This is a genomic window from Actinomycetota bacterium (assembly GCA_018830725.1).
GTDB lineage: Bacteria > Actinomycetota > Humimicrobiia > JAHJRV01 > JAHJRV01 > JAHJRV01.
Genome location: JAHJRV010000031.1, coordinates 1 through 17,178, shown reverse-complemented (window position 1 = coordinate 17,178; position 17,178 = coordinate 1). Strand labels below are relative to the sequence as shown.

General features: G+C 28.8%; 13 protein-coding genes. 11 read left to right on the top strand and 2 right to left on the bottom strand.

Annotation, left to right across the window (positions count from 1 at the left end):
- Positions 1 to 1,157 (top strand): Wzt carbohydrate-binding domain-containing protein (locus tag KKC53_01485; protein MBU2597842.1); only part of this gene is annotated, 1,157 nt, incomplete at its 5' end.
- Between the two features lie 62 nt (positions 1,158 to 1,219).
- The gene (locus KKC53_01480) at positions 1,220 to 1,744 is read left to right on the top strand and encodes a class I SAM-dependent methyltransferase (GenBank protein ID MBU2597841.1); all 525 of its coding nucleotides are present in this window, start codon (positions 1,220 to 1,222) and stop codon (positions 1,742 to 1,744) included.
- 128 nt (positions 1,745 to 1,872) lie between these two features.
- Here KKC53_01480 and KKC53_01475 read toward each other — a convergent pair whose 3' ends face one another.
- Positions 1,873 to 3,165 carry an FAD-dependent oxidoreductase gene (locus KKC53_01475; protein ID MBU2597840.1) on the bottom strand — a complete coding sequence of 431 codons (1,293 nt, stop codon included), beginning with the start codon at positions 3,163 to 3,165 and terminating at the stop codon, positions 1,873 to 1,875.
- A gap of 99 nt (positions 3,166 to 3,264) precedes the next feature.
- Positions 3,265 to 4,770, bottom strand: a complete 1,506-nt coding sequence (locus KKC53_01470; GenBank protein ID MBU2597839.1) for a glycosyltransferase — start codon at positions 4,768 to 4,770, stop codon at positions 3,265 to 3,267.
- Positions 4,771 to 5,051: 281 nt separating this feature from the next.
- On the opposite strand from KKC53_01470, the gene KKC53_01465 reads away from it, so the two are divergent.
- The 9 genes from KKC53_01465 to KKC53_01425 form a co-directional block, all read left to right on the top strand.
- Positions 5,052 to 7,565 (top strand): glycosyltransferase, encoded by a 2,514-nt coding sequence (locus KKC53_01465; protein ID MBU2597838.1) that lies wholly within the window; start codon positions 5,052 to 5,054, stop codon positions 7,563 to 7,565.
- Between the two features lie 84 nt (positions 7,566 to 7,649).
- Positions 7,650 to 8,972 (top strand): hypothetical protein, encoded by a 1,323-nt coding sequence (locus tag KKC53_01460; protein MBU2597837.1) that lies wholly within the window; start codon positions 7,650 to 7,652, stop codon positions 8,970 to 8,972.
- Between the two features lie 53 nt (positions 8,973 to 9,025).
- A complete protein-coding gene (locus KKC53_01455) occupies positions 9,026 to 9,832 on the top strand; it encodes a hypothetical protein (GenBank protein MBU2597836.1) in 807 nt (268 codons plus the stop codon).
- 77 nt (positions 9,833 to 9,909) lie between these two features.
- Positions 9,910 to 11,253 (top strand): UDP-glucose/GDP-mannose dehydrogenase family protein, encoded by a 1,344-nt coding sequence (locus tag KKC53_01450; GenBank protein MBU2597835.1) that lies wholly within the window; start codon positions 9,910 to 9,912, stop codon positions 11,251 to 11,253.
- A gap of 33 nt (positions 11,254 to 11,286) precedes the next feature.
- A complete protein-coding gene (locus KKC53_01445; protein ID MBU2597834.1) occupies positions 11,287 to 12,216 on the top strand; it encodes an SDR family oxidoreductase in 930 nt (309 codons plus the stop codon).
- Entirely contained in the window at positions 12,188 to 14,041 is a 1,854-nt protein-coding gene (locus tag KKC53_01440; GenBank protein MBU2597833.1) for a DUF11 domain-containing protein, read from the top strand. The genes KKC53_01445 and KKC53_01440 overlap by 29 nt, the downstream gene beginning before the upstream one ends.
- Positions 14,042 to 14,078: 37 nt before the next feature.
- The gene (locus tag KKC53_01435) at positions 14,079 to 15,203 is read left to right on the top strand and encodes an SDR family NAD(P)-dependent oxidoreductase (GenBank protein MBU2597832.1); all 1,125 of its coding nucleotides are present in this window, start codon (positions 14,079 to 14,081) and stop codon (positions 15,201 to 15,203) included.
- A gap of 1 nt (position 15,204) precedes the next feature.
- A complete protein-coding gene (locus KKC53_01430; GenBank protein MBU2597831.1) occupies positions 15,205 to 16,401 on the top strand; it encodes a glycosyltransferase family 4 protein in 1,197 nt (398 codons plus the stop codon).
- A gap of 25 nt (positions 16,402 to 16,426) precedes the next feature.
- On the top strand, positions 16,427 to 17,178 hold a 752-nt coding region (locus KKC53_01425; protein ID MBU2597830.1), incomplete at its 3' end, for an NAD(P)-dependent oxidoreductase.

Sequence of the window (17,178 nt, the reverse complement as noted above, 5' to 3'; positions counted from 1 at the left end):
TTAAAAACTATTCTTCTGGAATGTATATCAGGCTTGGATTCACAATAGCAATAAATGTAGATCCCGATATTCTCTTAATTGATGAAGTGCTTGCTGTTGGGGATAGAATGTTCCAGGAGAAATGTAAAGGAGTAATACAGAATTTCAAAGATATGGGTAAAACGATAGTTATTGTTTCTCATGATTTAGATGCAATTTCTAAATACTGTAATAAAGCAATTTTGCTTATAGATGGAAATATTATTAATGAGGATAAACCTGATGTGGTAATTAAGGACTATCTTAGTTATGTAGTACAGAAAGAAGCTGAACTAAAGATTAAAGAAAAACCTATTATTTTAAGAAGAGGAAAAGGTGATCTTTTAATTACTGATATAAAATTGATAGATGAAGATTTAAATATAGTTAAAAGTATTAACTCAAATAGTTTAGTTAAAATAGTTTCTGATGTTAGTTCCATAGAAAATATTAAAAATCCAATATTTGGATTAAAGATAGAGAATGAGGAAGGAACACAGATTTATGAAACAAACACAAATTGGATGGGAGTAAATACAGGAGATTTTAAAAAGGGGGGAAAAGTTAAGGTAGCTTTTTCTCAAATATTAAATTTATATGATGGTGCTTATTTAATTACAATTTATGCAAAAGATAAGGAATCTGGAAAGTACTATGATCTAAGAGAGAGAGCTTTAATTTTTTATGTACAAAGTAAAAGTAAAATGGAAGGTATAATTGATTTTGGATCTCAATTTAATTTAGAGAAGGAAAGAAATATTTATGATGTTAAATTTATATCAGATAATACTCCAGATGTAATGAATGAAGATGAAATTTATAAAATTGATTTAGAAATAAAAAATATTAGCAATTTTTTATGGCAGGATGATAATGCTAACCCTTATTACCCGGTCAGAATTGGATATAGGTGGATTAATGAAAAAGGAGAAGTTATACCTATTGAAGGAATCAGGACATCATTACCTAAAACTATAAGTCCTGATGAGACTTTTAAAACTGAAATTAGTATTAAAAGTCCACGTAAGAAGGGTAAATATATTTTAAAAATAGATTTAGTAAAAGAATTTTTTAGCTGGTTCTCAGATTCTGGAGGACAATCTTTACAGAAAAACATTTTAGTTAAGGATAAAAATTAGTTACCATAATTGATCATTGGAACTAATGAGTTGAAGTATTATAGTCACAAATATACAGGAAGATGAAAAAATTAAATCTTGGTTGTGGAAAAGATATAAGACAAGGATATATAAATTTAGATAAAAAACATCTTGAAGGTGTTGATATTGTTCATAACATTGAGGACTTGCCATTTCCTTTTGAGAACGAAGAGATTGATGAAATACTTTGCCAGGATATATTAGAGCATGTTGATTATATAAAAGTCATAAGAGAATTATATAGAATTCTTAAAAAAGGTGGGCTCTTAAAGATAAGAGTTCCGCACTTTACAGCAGCGAACAATTATAGAGACCCAACACATAAACATCTATTTTCATTTAGAACTTTTGAATTTTTTATAAAAAATAACTTATACAGAACATATTATTTTGATTTTTATTTTTCTGAGATAAAAAAAAGACATATCTCATTTAGTAGGGGAAGTATCTGGACTCGTTTTGTAGAATATATTGTCAATTTAAATGACTTTATGAAAGAATTCTATGAAATAAGCTGGTTAAGAATAATTCCTGCAAGTAATATATATATAGAAATTATTAAATAGAATAATACTTAAAGGTTTAAGATTTTCACGAAATTTTAAAAATTTTAAGTTTTGAAACAATCACATCAGGCTGTAATAAGAGTTGTTTTAAATTATTAGGGGATTTATTAATCATGTAAGACTTGACTCTATAATTTATTTATTTTTTCTGCTACTTTTTTTCCACTCATAATGCTATGATCCATATTAAAATATTCCCACTCACCGAATCTTCCACAGGAAATAATATTATTTTCTCTTAAAAAACTGTGAATCTTGTCTACATTTTTTTTATGATTTAAATCATAGATTATATATGCATATTTCAAATTTAAAACCTGGGTTACTTCAATTTTGTCATCATCAAAAAGTAAGTTAGCTTTTCTTAAACTATCAATAGCTCTTTCAATCACAGTATCTTTACTCATAGGTCTAAACTTAGAATATGCTATTTCAGTTGAAATAGAACTTTTTCCTTCAGGAGCAGTGAAGGCAGAGAAATTCATAGGAAAGCTTATTCTGTGGAAAACAAAATCATCTTCGTAAAAATACATCCAGTGTTTATCAGTTATGTTTGGTCTATCGATTCCTAAATTTACACAATAAATTGAGTTATTTAAAAGATTATTTGCAGCTTTTTTAACATCTGGGGGAACTTCGTCTATTATCTTAACTAATTCTGGGAGGGGTAATGTAGAAATAAGGTAATTATAGGACTCTTTATTTTCATAGTTAATTTCTACTTTTTTCTTTTTTAAATATATTTTTGTTGCTTCTGAATTTAAGTTAACAATTTTAATGTAATTTAAAAAACCTTTTGGTAAAGCTTGAATTCCTCCTTTAACTGGATACCAGAATTCTATGTTAAATCCAGCTTCTTTGCTTGAGTCTCTTATTGCACCATCAATTATCTCTTCAATATTTGGTGTTGGCACTCTTCTTTTAATCCAATCATAATTCATTTTTTCAGGACTAATTGTCCATATCCTGTATGCATAGGGAACCATTAAGTAGTCAGTGATTCCCTTTCCAAATACTTGGTACATCCATTCTTTATAATTTTTAGGCTCTTTCTTATTTGGATTTGTATGTGCTTCAAATAATCCAGAAATACATTCCTCAACTATATTTTTAGGAAGGCCATAAAGGTGAGATTGAAAAGGAAATCTTGTATAACTATTATTAATTTTATGATAAATCCATGCTTCTCTGGCTTTTTCGTATAGATTTCCTTTAAGTAGTTTATGTATAAGTTTTGTTGCATAAGGATCAATTGAATAAAGGATATGAGGACCATAATCAAAGGTGTAACCTTTTATTTTTTCAGATTTACATAAACCACCAATTCTATCACTTTTTTCATATATCTTATAATTATCTTTACAGTGATAGGCACAACTGAGTCCTGATAATCCAGCTCCTAAAATAATTACATTTCTCAAATTAGCTCCAGAAATATTTTAAATTTTCATTCAGCATAATCTTTAATTCAATTTGTATAATTTTTAATACAATTTATATAGGAAAGTATAGCATTTATATTATTTTAAGATTTTCTTTACAAAAGAATATATTTTATATGGCATAGTTTTTTGAATTCTATCTAAAGTTGCTTCTAATTCCTTAATTTTATCCCTTGTTTCTTTAAGTTCTATGTCTCTAGTTTTTATAACCTGCTTCATCTCTTTAATATATCCACGCACATTTTCTAATTCTCTATGTTCTCTCAATACCTCATCATGTCTTTCCTCTGCTAATTTTTCTAAATATGAAATATGTACATCTTTTTCTTTATCGAATCTTTTTATCTTTCCCTTATCTGGTGCAAATGCAGGATTTTTTACCCACTTTCTCAAAGGCTTCGTCGTAACATTATAATTGAGATTTTTAAAAGCATATTCTTTACCCTTAATTCCTATTTTGTGAATTTCATCTTTATTGGAAGCCATCCATAAAATTTTTTGTTTTAGTTCAGAAATATCAGTTGGTTTGAAAGTAAAGCCAATCTTTTCTGTCTCAATTATCTGAGAGAGTTCACAAACTTTTGTGGTTAATACAGGAAGACCTGCCCTTAACCAATCAAGTATTCTCATCTTACATCCCAATCTCACTTCGTGTATATTTTTATCAATGTTGATACCAACATCTGCTTCAAAATAATAGTTTTTTATATCTTCAGTTGGAATCCATCCTTTCATTATAAAGTTTTGTGGAAATTTTGAGTTTATAATCAAATTTAAAAAGTGAGGATAGGTTTTTTCATCTTGACCTTTTATTTCTCCACCAGTGGAAACAAATTTTATTTTTTTATTTACCCCCATAGCTTCTATTAGTGCTTTAAAAAGTGTATCTATATCACACCAGGTATTGTATCCACCACTCCATAAAATAACAAAGTCATCTTCTTCAACCAATTTTTCTCTTATAACTTTTTTATCATGTGTGAAATCCTCATCTATAATTCCATTTTGTATTACATATCCAAATTCATATTCATTTGTGAATCTATTTAATCTTCCAATTGTTCCAAGTTCACCAATAGTGGCTAATAATTGAGATGTAGATACATATGAAAAGATATCCGCTTTTTCAATTATATTTTTTTCCTGATTCCAGTAGCTGTATAGAAATTCATCACTTTTATCTACAGCAGCTTTTGCTTGTGCTTCAGCCATAGCATGTCCAAATAAATCTGCCCATAAAGGTTTTTCAACTCCTAAGTTTACAGCTTGATAGCAGGGAAATATATTTGTTGATACAATGCAATCAGGTAAAAAATCATTATATATATTAAGTAGGCTTTTTTGCTTTCTAAATTCATCTTCACTTAAAGAATAATATAAAAATTTTTCTTCCTTCTTTACAATTAAATCTTGCAGATCCTTTTGTTCATATGCATCTGGTACCCTCATACATACCAAACAAACCTCATGACCATCATCAATTAATGGTTTGGTAAGTTGCCATGTTCTCTTACCAAGTGCTGACAGTTTTTTCTCATTCTCAAAAGGAAGAGGTGAGTTTCCAAAAATCATTATTTTTGCCATGAACCTTTGTCCTCTCTTTTAAAGTCTTATAAAATATATTTTTCTATAAAAGAAACAATTAAACTGATACTACCAAATTTATAATAAAGATTTGCTTGAATTGTTAAATAATTATAACATTATAACAGTTAAAAAATTTTTCATTATATAATAGGAAAATAGATTATTAAAAATTATATAATTTATTCTGTTTTGAGTATAATATTGTAAATTCCTAAAGAATTTTCATTTTTATCCAAATGTAAGAATTTAATAAAAATTTAAGAATAAGGTGAATTAGGATGGATTTTTCATTTTCTTTTCCAAATGTCTCAATAATTGTTGTTAATTATAATGGTAAAAAGTATCTAAAGGATTGTTTAGATAGTATTAATCTTTTAGATTATCCAAAGGAAAGAGTTGAAACAATTGTGATTGATAATGGTTCAACTGATTCTTCAGTAGAATTTATTAAGGAAAGTTATCCGAAAGTAAAAATTATTGAGAATGATAAAAATATTGGATTTGCTCCCGCAGTAAATCAGGGTGCAAAAACAGCTGGTGGGAAATATATTGCAATACTAAATAATGATACAAGGGTTGACTCTAAATGGTTAATAGAACTTATAAAACCAATCTATGAATATAATCAGGTAGTATGTACTGGGTCTAAAGTTCTTAGTTGGGATGGTAAAAAGATAGATTTTGTAGGTTCTATGGTTAATTTTGAAGGTAAGGGTTTTCAGATTGATTATGGTTTTCCAATTGAGCATGATAAGTACACAGAGGATAAATATTATCTATTTGTAAATGGTAGTTCAATGCTTGTAGATAAGGAAGTATTTTTAAATGTTGGTGGATTTGATGAGGATTTTTTTGCTTATTACGAAGATGTTGATTTTGGATGGAGACTCTGGATATTAGGTTATAAGGTTGTATTTACCCCAAAATCAATTGTTTATCATCACCATCATGGAACTTCATATAGGTATGGTCATGATAGACATAGATACTTAATGGAGAGAAATTCACTTTATACAGTTTATAAAAATTATTCTGATGAAAACTTAGGAAAGATATTTTCCTCCTCTTTACTCACTCAACTTTCCAGAGTTTTTGTAGAAACAGAACTTTCCAGTGATAGCTATAAAATCAATTATAAAGGAGATGTAAAAGAGAAAGAGGAACTTTCAAGACTTTCCGGTAGCTCACTTTTAGCCACAAAAGAATTCATTCAGAATCTTGATAAACTAAAACAGAAGAGAGAATGGATTCAAGCTAATAGGAAAAGGTCAGATAATGTTATTTTTAACTATTTTAAAGGAGAGTTTCTTGCTATTTCTCCAAATGAGGAGTATCAGAAGAATCAGCAACAGATTTTAAAAGCATTTGATGTTTATGACATTTTTCAAAAAAGTAAAAGAAAAACTATTTTGATATTGTCTAATGATATTGTAGCTAAAAAATTAGCTGGTCCCGGAATAAGATGTATCAATTTTGCTGAGGTTTTAAGTGAGTATTTCAATGTAATTATAGCTATTCTAAATGAACCTGATTTCGAACCAGATCAATATGAATTAATTAAAGTTGACTCAAAAAATATTGAACAATTGGTAGAAAGAGCAGATATTATTATGACTCAGGGTACACAATTTATCAGGTACCCTTTATTAAAGGAAACTGATAAACCCATTATAATGGACTTATATGACCCATTTAATATTGCAACTTTAGTAGAATATTCACATCTTTCTATTAGAGAATGGGAAAAGGTTTATAAATCTGTTCATAATGATTTAAAAAAACAACTATATTATGGTGATTTCTTTACCTGTGCAAGTGAAAGGCAAAGAGATTATTGGTTAGGTTTGTTAACTGCTTTATATAGAGTAAATCCTATAGTATTTAAGAATGATATTAGTTTGAGAAGATTGATTGATGTTGTACCTTATGGAATCTCATCAAAAAAGCCGTTTCATTCAAAAAAAGTATTAAAGGGAGTTATTGGAAATATCAAAGACACAGATAAGGTGATAATGTGGGGAGGAGGAATATATAATTGGTACGACCCGTTAACATTAGTTTATGCAATTAATAAGATATCAAAAAAGAGAGATGATATAAAGCTATATATTATGGGAGTAAAACACCCCAATCCCGATGTTAAGGAGCTCTCTCTTTTAAACGAAACTTTTCAATTATCTAAATCTTTAAAATTAAAGGATAAATTTATATTTTTTTATGAGGGGTGGGTGGAATATAGAGAAAGGCAAAACTATTTACTCGAATCTGATATAGGAATTATTACTCATCCTGACCATATTGAAACAAGATTATGTTTTAGAAATAGGATTTTAGATTATATTTGGACAAACCTTCCTATAATATCTACAAAAGGGGATATATTAAGTGCAATGGTAGAAGAAAAGGAATTAGGATTAACAGTTGATGCAGGTGATGTAGATGGTTTAGTAAATGCAATAGAAGAGCTTTGTGATAATCATCAGTTGATAAAAAAATGTAAAGAAAATTTAGAAAGAGTTGTTCCTACATTCTATTGGGAGGAAGTGGTAAAACCTTTAATTGATTATTGCAATGATCCTATAAAAACAGCATATAGAAAAGAAGCAGAGGAAAAAAAGGTAAGAGAGAAAAAATTAGAATTAGAAGGAGTTCTATTAATGAAGGAAGGATCAGAGAAAGGTTTACAAAGAAAAGGTTTGTACTATTATATAAAGAGGTTTTTATATCATTTGCGATATAGTGGTTTAAGAAAAGCTATTCAATTCACAAAGAATATATTGTCAAAAAAATAGTAGATGAAAATTTTTATATATAAAAAATTCTTATTATTAAAATAATGCAATTCTTAAAATAGGGATATGAAGGGAGATTAAAAATTGGCAGAAAAATTTAAAAATAGATTGATAAAATGGTTAAAAAATATTTTTAAAAAATTAGTTACTCCTGAAATATTTGAAAATAGCAAAAATAGAATTTCTTTTTATAAATATCTACTAATTGGTCTATTTTTAAGGTTTTTATTTCTTCCATTCTTTTTTCAAGTTGATATTTTATCAAGTTATGAAAGAGCTGCAGGTCAACTTTTTAAAACAGTACAAGAAACACCACCTGTTATACAATTGGCAATACATTCACTTCATGTTTTCTTTTTAAAAATAATAAACCCTATCATTCCTGGATTAGTGAATATTTTAGGAATATCTGAGCCACACCAGCTATGGTTAACATTTATAGCTGATAATCAGGTTTTTAGAATGCTATCAGTTATGAAATTTCCATATTTTATTTTTGATTTGGTTTGTGCTTTCTTACTTTTGAGATTTACTAAAGATGCAAAAACCAATTTGAAAGTTTTTAAACATTGGATGATAAATCCCATAGTTATTTTTGTGACTTTTATTTTCGCAAGGTTTGATATAATTCCTCTCTTTGTAACCATTCTTGCACTTTATTTTGCTATGAAAGATAGGAAATATATATCTATGGTTTTCTTAGTAATAAGCATAGTAATGAGATTTTTCCCTGTATTGATTTTGCCATTTTTAATTATTTATCTTGCAAAAAATAAGAAAGATTATATTATCTTTTCACTATTAGGAATATCTGGGCTATTAGCGTTAGAGATTGGTTCAAGAATTATTTCAGGTAGTAGTGCTTTATTTAAGTTGCTGAATTCGCAGCATTTTACTTATTTAATTGCACTAAAGTGGGGGATGGAAGCATTGCATGTAAATCTCTTTCCTTTAGTTATTTTGTTTACTTTACTTATTATTGCATTCTTTGAAATAAGTAATAAGAGTTTTTCCAATCTGCTAAAATATTGTCTTATAGCATTTTTGTTATGGTTTTCCTTTGGATATTTTCACCCTCAGTATTTACTTTGGTCTATTCCATTTTTAATATTTCAATTTGTGGAAAAGGATAAAATTTTTTACTATCATTTAATACAAATTTTAATCATTCCATTTATTCTTCTCTATTGGGGTCAATTAGTGACTTCTTACTTGTTTGCACCAATTGATTCCAGATTTTTTGTCTACTTTCCAGATATTGTAGACATAATAAGAAAATATTATTCACCAGCTAAATTTGCAAATATTTTCAGTAGTATATTTTCGGGTATTTCATTATGGATAATATATGAGGTTTATAAACTATCTAAAATAAAATCAAATTTAGTATTTAATACAAAAAAATAAAATAATATTTAAAACTGATAAATTTTATATTATTGATTTTAAAAATTTTTGAAATGAGTAATAAATATAAAAAATCTACAAATAGGAGAATTAATATTAAAAAAAGAATTGAGAGTAAAACAAAAATAAAAGATTTACTTCTAACATCATTGCTTATTCTTATTGTATTAATGATAACTGGTTGCTCTCACCCTTTCTATGTTCCAGGAGCAAGTATGGGTTATTTTCTATGGCAAACAGAGGATGGAAATTATCATTTGCGTTGGAGCAATGACTGGGACAGAAATGCTCCAAATAATAATCTACGAAAATTTTCTGGCTCAATTAAAACTGATGGCATAATAACTATAAAAAATTCATATCAATGGGAAGGAGAGAAACTTACAAAAGATATAGAGAATGTTGATATTATAAAAGTTGAGCCATCAAGGGTGGAATTCATAGCATATACTACTAATCTTGATTTTGAAGATGGTATAGATTTTTCTGTAGATAAAGGAACTTATTTGGAGTTTAATTTAAAAAATAATGATATTTATGATTTGGGAAGAATATCACTTGGCTCATTTGCTAATAGTCCTGAAGAGGAAATATTTAGAATATTAAAGGATGAGCTTTTATATGAAGCAAAAAAACCTTTTTATCTTAAACATCCATTTTCAACATTTTTCAATAAGCTTTCATACGATAGAGTATTTACAAATATATATTTATTGTTAATGGGGATAATTGTTGTAGAGTTAATAAGAGTTTCTATTTTATTAAAGAGAAAAAATTATAAAAAGCTAACCTATATATCTTATACATTATTATTTTTATTTTTAATTATTATAAATATCATGTTGTTAAGATATAGTTAACAAAGTTTTTCTTTTTAATATTTTTATATTTTTATGTTAAAATCTTTTATCAAATTGTCTAAAGGAGGAGTGTTTAAGTGAAGTTATGTATTATGGGAACTGGATATGTGGGTTTAGTTACAGGAACCTGCTTGGCTGATTTAGGAAATGAAGTTATATGTATTAGCAGTGGTGAAAGCAAAATAAATTTATTAAAACAAGGTAAAGTTCCAATATATGAACCAGATTTAGATGAATTAATAGAGAAAAATGTTAAAGAGAATAGACTGTTTTTTGATACAGATTCTGAAAAATCAATACAAAAATCAGAAATAATTTTTATTTGTAAAGGCACTCCATCTCAACCAAATGGACAGGTAAATCTTAAATATGTTGAAGATGCAGCAATTGAAATTGGGAGAGCAATAAATAATTACAAGATAATTGTTAATAAAAGTACAGTACCTATAGGTTCTGGGGATTGGGTTTCTATGATAATAAATGATGAACAAGAGAAATTAAATAAGAATGTTCTTTTTGATGTTGTTTCCTGCCCTGAATTTCTAAGAGAGGGTTCAGCTATATATGATGTATTTTTTACAGATAGGATAGTAATTGGATCATCAAGTAAAAGAGCAATTGAAACCATGAAGAAATTATATAAACCTATAATGAATCAGACATTTGAGACAGATTTAAGTCCAAGACCAAAAAATAAAGTTCCATTGGTTATTACCGATTTAACAAGTGCAGAGATGATAAAGTATGCAGCCAATTCATTTTTAGCAACTAAAATATCTTTTATAAATGAGATTGCCTCAATATGTGAGAAAGTTGGAGCTGATGTTACTAAAGTTGCTGATGGAATAGGTTTAGACAAAAGAATAGGAAGAGAATTTCTAAATGCAGGATTAGGTTGGGGAGGATCATGTTTTCCAAAGGATTTATCTGCAATAAGTCAAATAGCTGCTGAATATGGGTTATCTACTCAAATAATAAATGCTGTAGTTCAGGCTAATAAACAACAAAGGTCAAATATTATAAAGAAAGCTCAGGAATTACTCAAGATACTAAAAGGAAAGACAATAGGAGTTTTGGGAATATCATTCAAGCCCAATACAGATGATACAAGGTATGCACCTGCTATTACTATTATAAATAATCTTATTAAACTTGGAGTAAGAGTAAAGGTTTATGACCCTATTGTTAAGAATAGACCGATGGATTTAAGTGAGAAAGTTCTTTTTTGTAAGGATGCATATGATGTCGCTGATAATAGTCATCTTCTTATTTTGGCTACAGAATGGGATGAATTTATAAAACTTGATTTTGAAAAGATAAAGAAATCTATGATTAATAGTTTAATAATTGATGGTAGGAATGTTTTAGATAAAGAAAAGCTTATAAATTTAGGATTTACTTATATTGGAATTGGCAGATAAAAATATTAAATTGATTAAATGGAAGGAAATCTAATGAAAACACTTGTTACTGGTGGTGCAGGTTTTTTAGGAAGTCATTTGTGTGACTATCTTCTAAAAAATGATCATTATGTTATTTGTATGGATAATCTGGTAACTGGGTCTTCAGATAATTTAAGGCACATAGACTCAGATAAATTCATTTTTATAAAACATGACATTACTAAATATATAGAAATTGATGGAGATTTAGATTATATTTTTCATTTTGCAAGCCCAGCAAGTCCAGTAGATTATCTAAGATATCCCATAAAAACTTTAAAAGTGGGTGCATTGGGTACCCATAATGTTTTGGGTCTTGCAAAAGCAAAGAAAGCGAGGATATTACTTGCTTCAACATCTGAGGTATATGGCGATCCAAAAGTTCATCCGCAAAATGAGGATTACTGGGGAAATGTTAATCCAGTTGGACCAAGAGGTGTTTATGATGAAGCCAAAAGGTTTGCTGAGGCAATGACAATGGCTTATCATAAAAAACATAATATAGAAACAAGAATTGCAAGAATTTTCAACACATATGGAACCAGAATGAGAAAAGACGATGGAAGAGTAGTACCAACATTTGTTAATCAGGCTTTAAAGGGTGAGGATATAACTGTTTTTGGTGATGGGAATCAAACTCGAAGTTTTTGTCATGTTTCAGACATGATTGAAGGTATTTACAGACTGATGATGTCTGATTACATTCTTCCAATTAATTTAGGTAATCCTGATGAAATGACAATACTTGAACTTGCAAACTATATAAAGAAAATAACAAATAGCAAAAGTAAAATTGTGTGTCACCCTTTACCAGAAAATGATCCTAAGACAAGAAAACCAGATATAAGTAGAGCAAAAAAAATACTTGAATGGGAGCCAAAGATTGGTTTTGAAAAAGGAATGGAAGAGTTCATTGAGTGGTTTAAAAGAATATTTTTTTAGATACAAAATGGATAAAAAGAAAATATTAATAATAGCATGGGGTGCAATTTTATTAGTTGGTGGACTTATTTATTTACTTCTTTATATTTTTACTCCAAACTTTGAAGATTTAAATAATAACTTCTTAGAGACAATATCAAATGATCCATTATCTCCTGGAGACGTCATCACTTATAAGATTCATTATAAAAATTCAGGTCTGAGACCTGTTAATGAATTTAAAATCATCAATTTCCTGCCTAAATTTTCCAAATTCATTGAGGGTAGCGAGAATTGTTCTTTTAATGAGGGAAATAATGTTATTGAATTTGATATTGGCAGGCTTTATTCAAAAAGGTCTGGTGAAGTCTGGTATTCAGTAAAGTTAGAAAATCCACTTGATGATAAGACATTAATTAAAAATGAAAACATGAAATTTGTGTATAGAATTGGCAATAAAGATATTGAAAATAATATCGAAAATAACTTCATCTTGCGAGTGACAAGTTCTCCAGATTTCTCAAATTCTAATTTTTCAATTAAAGATGAGAATGGTGGGGCAGTAAGAAATGGTGATATTCTCTCCTTTAATATAAAAGTAAAAAATAATGGTAATATGAATGCAACAAACACAGAAGTAATGATCAATATTCCTGAAAATATGTTCTTAGTTGAGGAGAGTTTAAAGATTGAAGATTATATCTGGGATGTCTCAAAAGGAGTTTTTACTATTGATATTGGCAATTTTAATACAAATATGGAGAAAGAATTTGAATTTCAATTAAAAGTTCAGGATGTAAAAATCGATGAAACTATTTTAAAAACTGATTTAAGAATAATATCTGACCAGATTGAGGAATTTTTAGGTGAAGAGGAATTAGTAGTCAGGATTTTTCCAGATTTTTCAACATCTGAGGTTTATGTTATTGATGAGAATGGTGGTTCAGCTTGGGCAGGTGATACACTTACCTATACTTTAAAGATAAAAAATACTGGAGATAAAAATGCAGAAAATGTTCAGATATATTGTCCCATTCCATCAGGTTCTTCTTATATTAATCAAAGTGCCACTAAAGAGGGGGTTTCCTGGAATAATGATATAGGTGGTCTTATGTGGAGTTTTGAAAAATTTGGAATTGGTGAAGAAGAGATGCTCAATTTTAGAACGATTGTTAATATTGTATATAACCCCATAACTGTGACTTTAAATCCATATTTAAAAAGTAATGAGATTGAGTCACTTAAACTTTCAGAAATAAGTTTAAATATAAAGCCCAATATTTATTTAACTGTAGTAGCGTTAGGTGATTCACAAGTAGCTAAAACAACATGGGTCGAGAGGTTGGACACTCTGCTTGAGAACACCTATCCACACGCAGACTATAATGCAATTAAATATGGATACAGTGGCGCAAAAATTACAGTTGGATATGGACATGCAAATGAAGCATTATCCCATAATCCTCAAGTTTTTCTAATAGGATATGGTACAAATGATTCAGGTAGTGGTATGGGTTCATCACAATTTGGATCATATTTAGGGAAAATAATAGATGTTGCAAAAACAAAAATGTCAACAATAATTGTTTATTCAACAGCGCCAATTGATTTAAATAAATGGCCATTTAAATCAAACTATACTGATTTTAATAATGTTTCAAGGAGTGTCGCAGCAAATAAACAAGTAATCTTTGTAGATATTTGTTCACCTTTAAAGGGAGATATGTATAGATATCTCCAGCCAGATGGTTTACATCTAAATGAGAATGGTTCAGCAAAAGTAGCAGAAATAATATTTAATGTATTAAGAAACTATCTTGATGAACTTGGTGGAAGAAAATTATAATAAATTAAATTTTAAATTTTTATGGAGGATTTTAAATATGCATGAAAGAATTTTGGTTACTGGGGGTGCTGGATTTATAGGTTCTCATCTTGTGGATACTTTGCTTGAAAGAGGTTATTCTGTCAGGGTGTATGATAACCTTGAACCCCAAGTTCATGGAGAGTTACAAAAAATACCTGATTATTTAAATAAGAAAGCGGAACTGATAGTAGGTGATATAAGAAATAAGGATAAATTAAAGAAAGCAATTAAAGACATAGATGTTGTTTATCACTTGGCAGCTTCGGTTGGAGTTGCTCAATCAATGTATGAAATTGCAAAATATACTGAATCTAATACTATGGGCGGAGCAACACTTTTGGATTTAATAGCAAATGAGAAACATAATATTAGAAAAATTATTACTGCATCATCTATGTCTGTTTACGGAGAGGGTGCATACAGATGTGATAATTGTGGTGAAGTTTACCCTAAAATTCGTTCATTAGACCAGTTTAAAAGAAACGATTGGGAAATGAAATGCCCAAACTGTAATATAGATGTTATACCAATTCCCACTAATGAAGATAAACCACTTTTCCCAACATCAATATATGCAGTAAATAAAAGGGATCATGAGGAGATGTTTTTAATAATAGGAAGAGCATATCAAATTCCAACTATAGCTTTAAGATTTTTCAATGTATATGGTCCAAGACAGGCATTATCAAATCCTTATACTGGTGTTGCAGCAATTTTTTCAAGTCGAATTTTAAATAACAATCCTCCGATAATATTCGAAGATGGTTATCAAGCAAGAGATTTTGTTCATGTATCAGATATAGTACAAGCCTGTATTTTAGCTATGGAAAAGAGCGAAGGAGATTATCAGGTTTTTAATATTGGAACAGGTAGGAAATTAACAGTACTTGATATTGCAAATGTTTTAATGGAAAAACTATCTTTTAAAGGAGAACCACGCATAGTTAATAAATTTAGAGAGGGGGATATAAGGCACTGTTATGCTGATATATCTCTTGCAAAAAAGGTATTGGGATATAAACCAAAAGTTAAATTTGAAGATGGTATTTCTGATTTAGTTAATTGGGTTAATCTTCAGCAAGCTGATGATAAAGTTAATTTTGCTATTGATATATTAGATAAAAAAGGACTAACAAAATAGTATGGATAAGAAGTTTAATATATTAATGATTGCCCCAACCCCCTTTTTTGCTGATAGGGGATGTCATGTAAGAATACTTGAGGAAATAAAAGCTCTTCAAAAGTTAGGTAATAAAGTAACTCTATTTACCTATGGTTTGGGTAGGGATATCCCTGGAATTAGTATTAAGAGGTCAATAAATTTTCCATGGTATAAAAAATTATCTGCTGGTCCTTCATGGCATATGTTATACATTGACCCAATTTTAGGAATTAAATGCATGATAGGTATTCTAAAAAAGAAGCCTGATATTATCCATTCTCATCTTCATGAAGGTACAATAATAGCCTATTTTGCCAGAGTTTTTAGACCTAAAATCCCAATTATATTTGACTTTCAGGGTAGTTTAACTTCTGAATTAATTGATCACAAATTTATTAAAGAAAGTGGTTTTTTTTATAAATTTATGTATTTTACTGAAAGTAAAATAAATAAAATGCCAGATATAATTGTTACAAGTTCTAGTAACTCAACAAAACAGCTAATTAGTGACTTTAATATTAATGATAAAAAAGTATATACGATTATGGATGGTGTTAATTCTGATGAGATAACTCCTGGAGAGGATAGATTAAAAATAAGAGAAAAGTTTGAGATTCCCAAATTCAAAAGAATTATTATATATGTTGGAGTTTTAAATAAATATCAGGGCATAGATTTACTTTTGGAAACAATTTCAATTTTAAAGGAAAGGAAAGAAGCAGAAAAAATTCATTTCTTAATTGTAGGTTTTCCTGAAAAAGATTATATTGAAATGTCAAAAAAAATGGAAATCTCAAACATGATTACATTTACTGGTAAGGTTACTTATAGTAAAGTTCCAAATTACCTAAGAGCTGCAGATATTGCAATCACTCCAAAAATCTCCCAAACAGAAGCTAATTTAAAAGTTTTCAGTTATATGGCAGTTGGAATTCCTACTATATGTTTTGATAATCCTGTAAATAGAGAGATACTTGGTAAGTTAGGAGTATATGCAGAGTTAGGTGATAAGGACTCTTTGGCAAACACAATAATGGATTTAGTAAATATACCAGGAAAGATTAAAGAGTTAGGTGAAAAGTCAAGGGAAATTGCTATTGAAAAATATTCCTGGATAAGTGCAGCAAAAAAGTTTATGGATATTTACAAAAAAGCTGGCGCAACTCCTAACATTTAAATTTTATATTTGAGGAGTTAATTTTATGAGAGTTTTAGTTACTGGTGGAACAGGATTCGCAGGAAGTCATTTAGTAAACAGGCTTATTTCAGATGGATTTGAAGTAAGAGTAATTGCAAGGAGCTCTGAAAAAGCTGAAAAACTAAAAGAGAAAGGTGTTGAAATTATTTTAGGTGATATAACTGATAAAGATGTGGTTAAAAAGGCAGTAAAGGGAGTAAAAAAGATATATCATTTAGCAGCAAATTGGAGGACAGCAGGTGTCTCTGATAAGGTTTACTGGGATGTCAATGTAGGAGGTACAAGAAATCTTTTAGAAGCAAGTTTTAAAGAGGATGTTGAAAAATTTGTACATTGTAGCACTATGGGTGTACATGGTCATGTTGATGAAATCCCTTCTAATGAGAATACAAGGTATAATCCTGGAGACATTTATCAAATAACTAAATTAGAAGGAGAAAAGTTAGCTTTTAATTTTTTTAAAGAAAAAGGTTTTCCAGTTTCAGTTATAAGACCATGTGCAATTTATGGACCAGGAGACATGAGATTACTTAAGATGTTTAGAGCTATAGCAACAAAAAGATTTGTAATGCTTGGTTCAGGTGAAACTTTATATCACATGGTCTATGTTACAGATTTAGCAGAAGGTTTCAGACTTGCTGCAGATAAAGAAGAAGCTATAGGTAAGGCATTTTTAATTGGTGGGGAAGAGTATGTAAGTTTAAACAAACTTGTAGAAATGATTGCTAAAGAGGTAGGCGTTAGTGCACCAAAAAT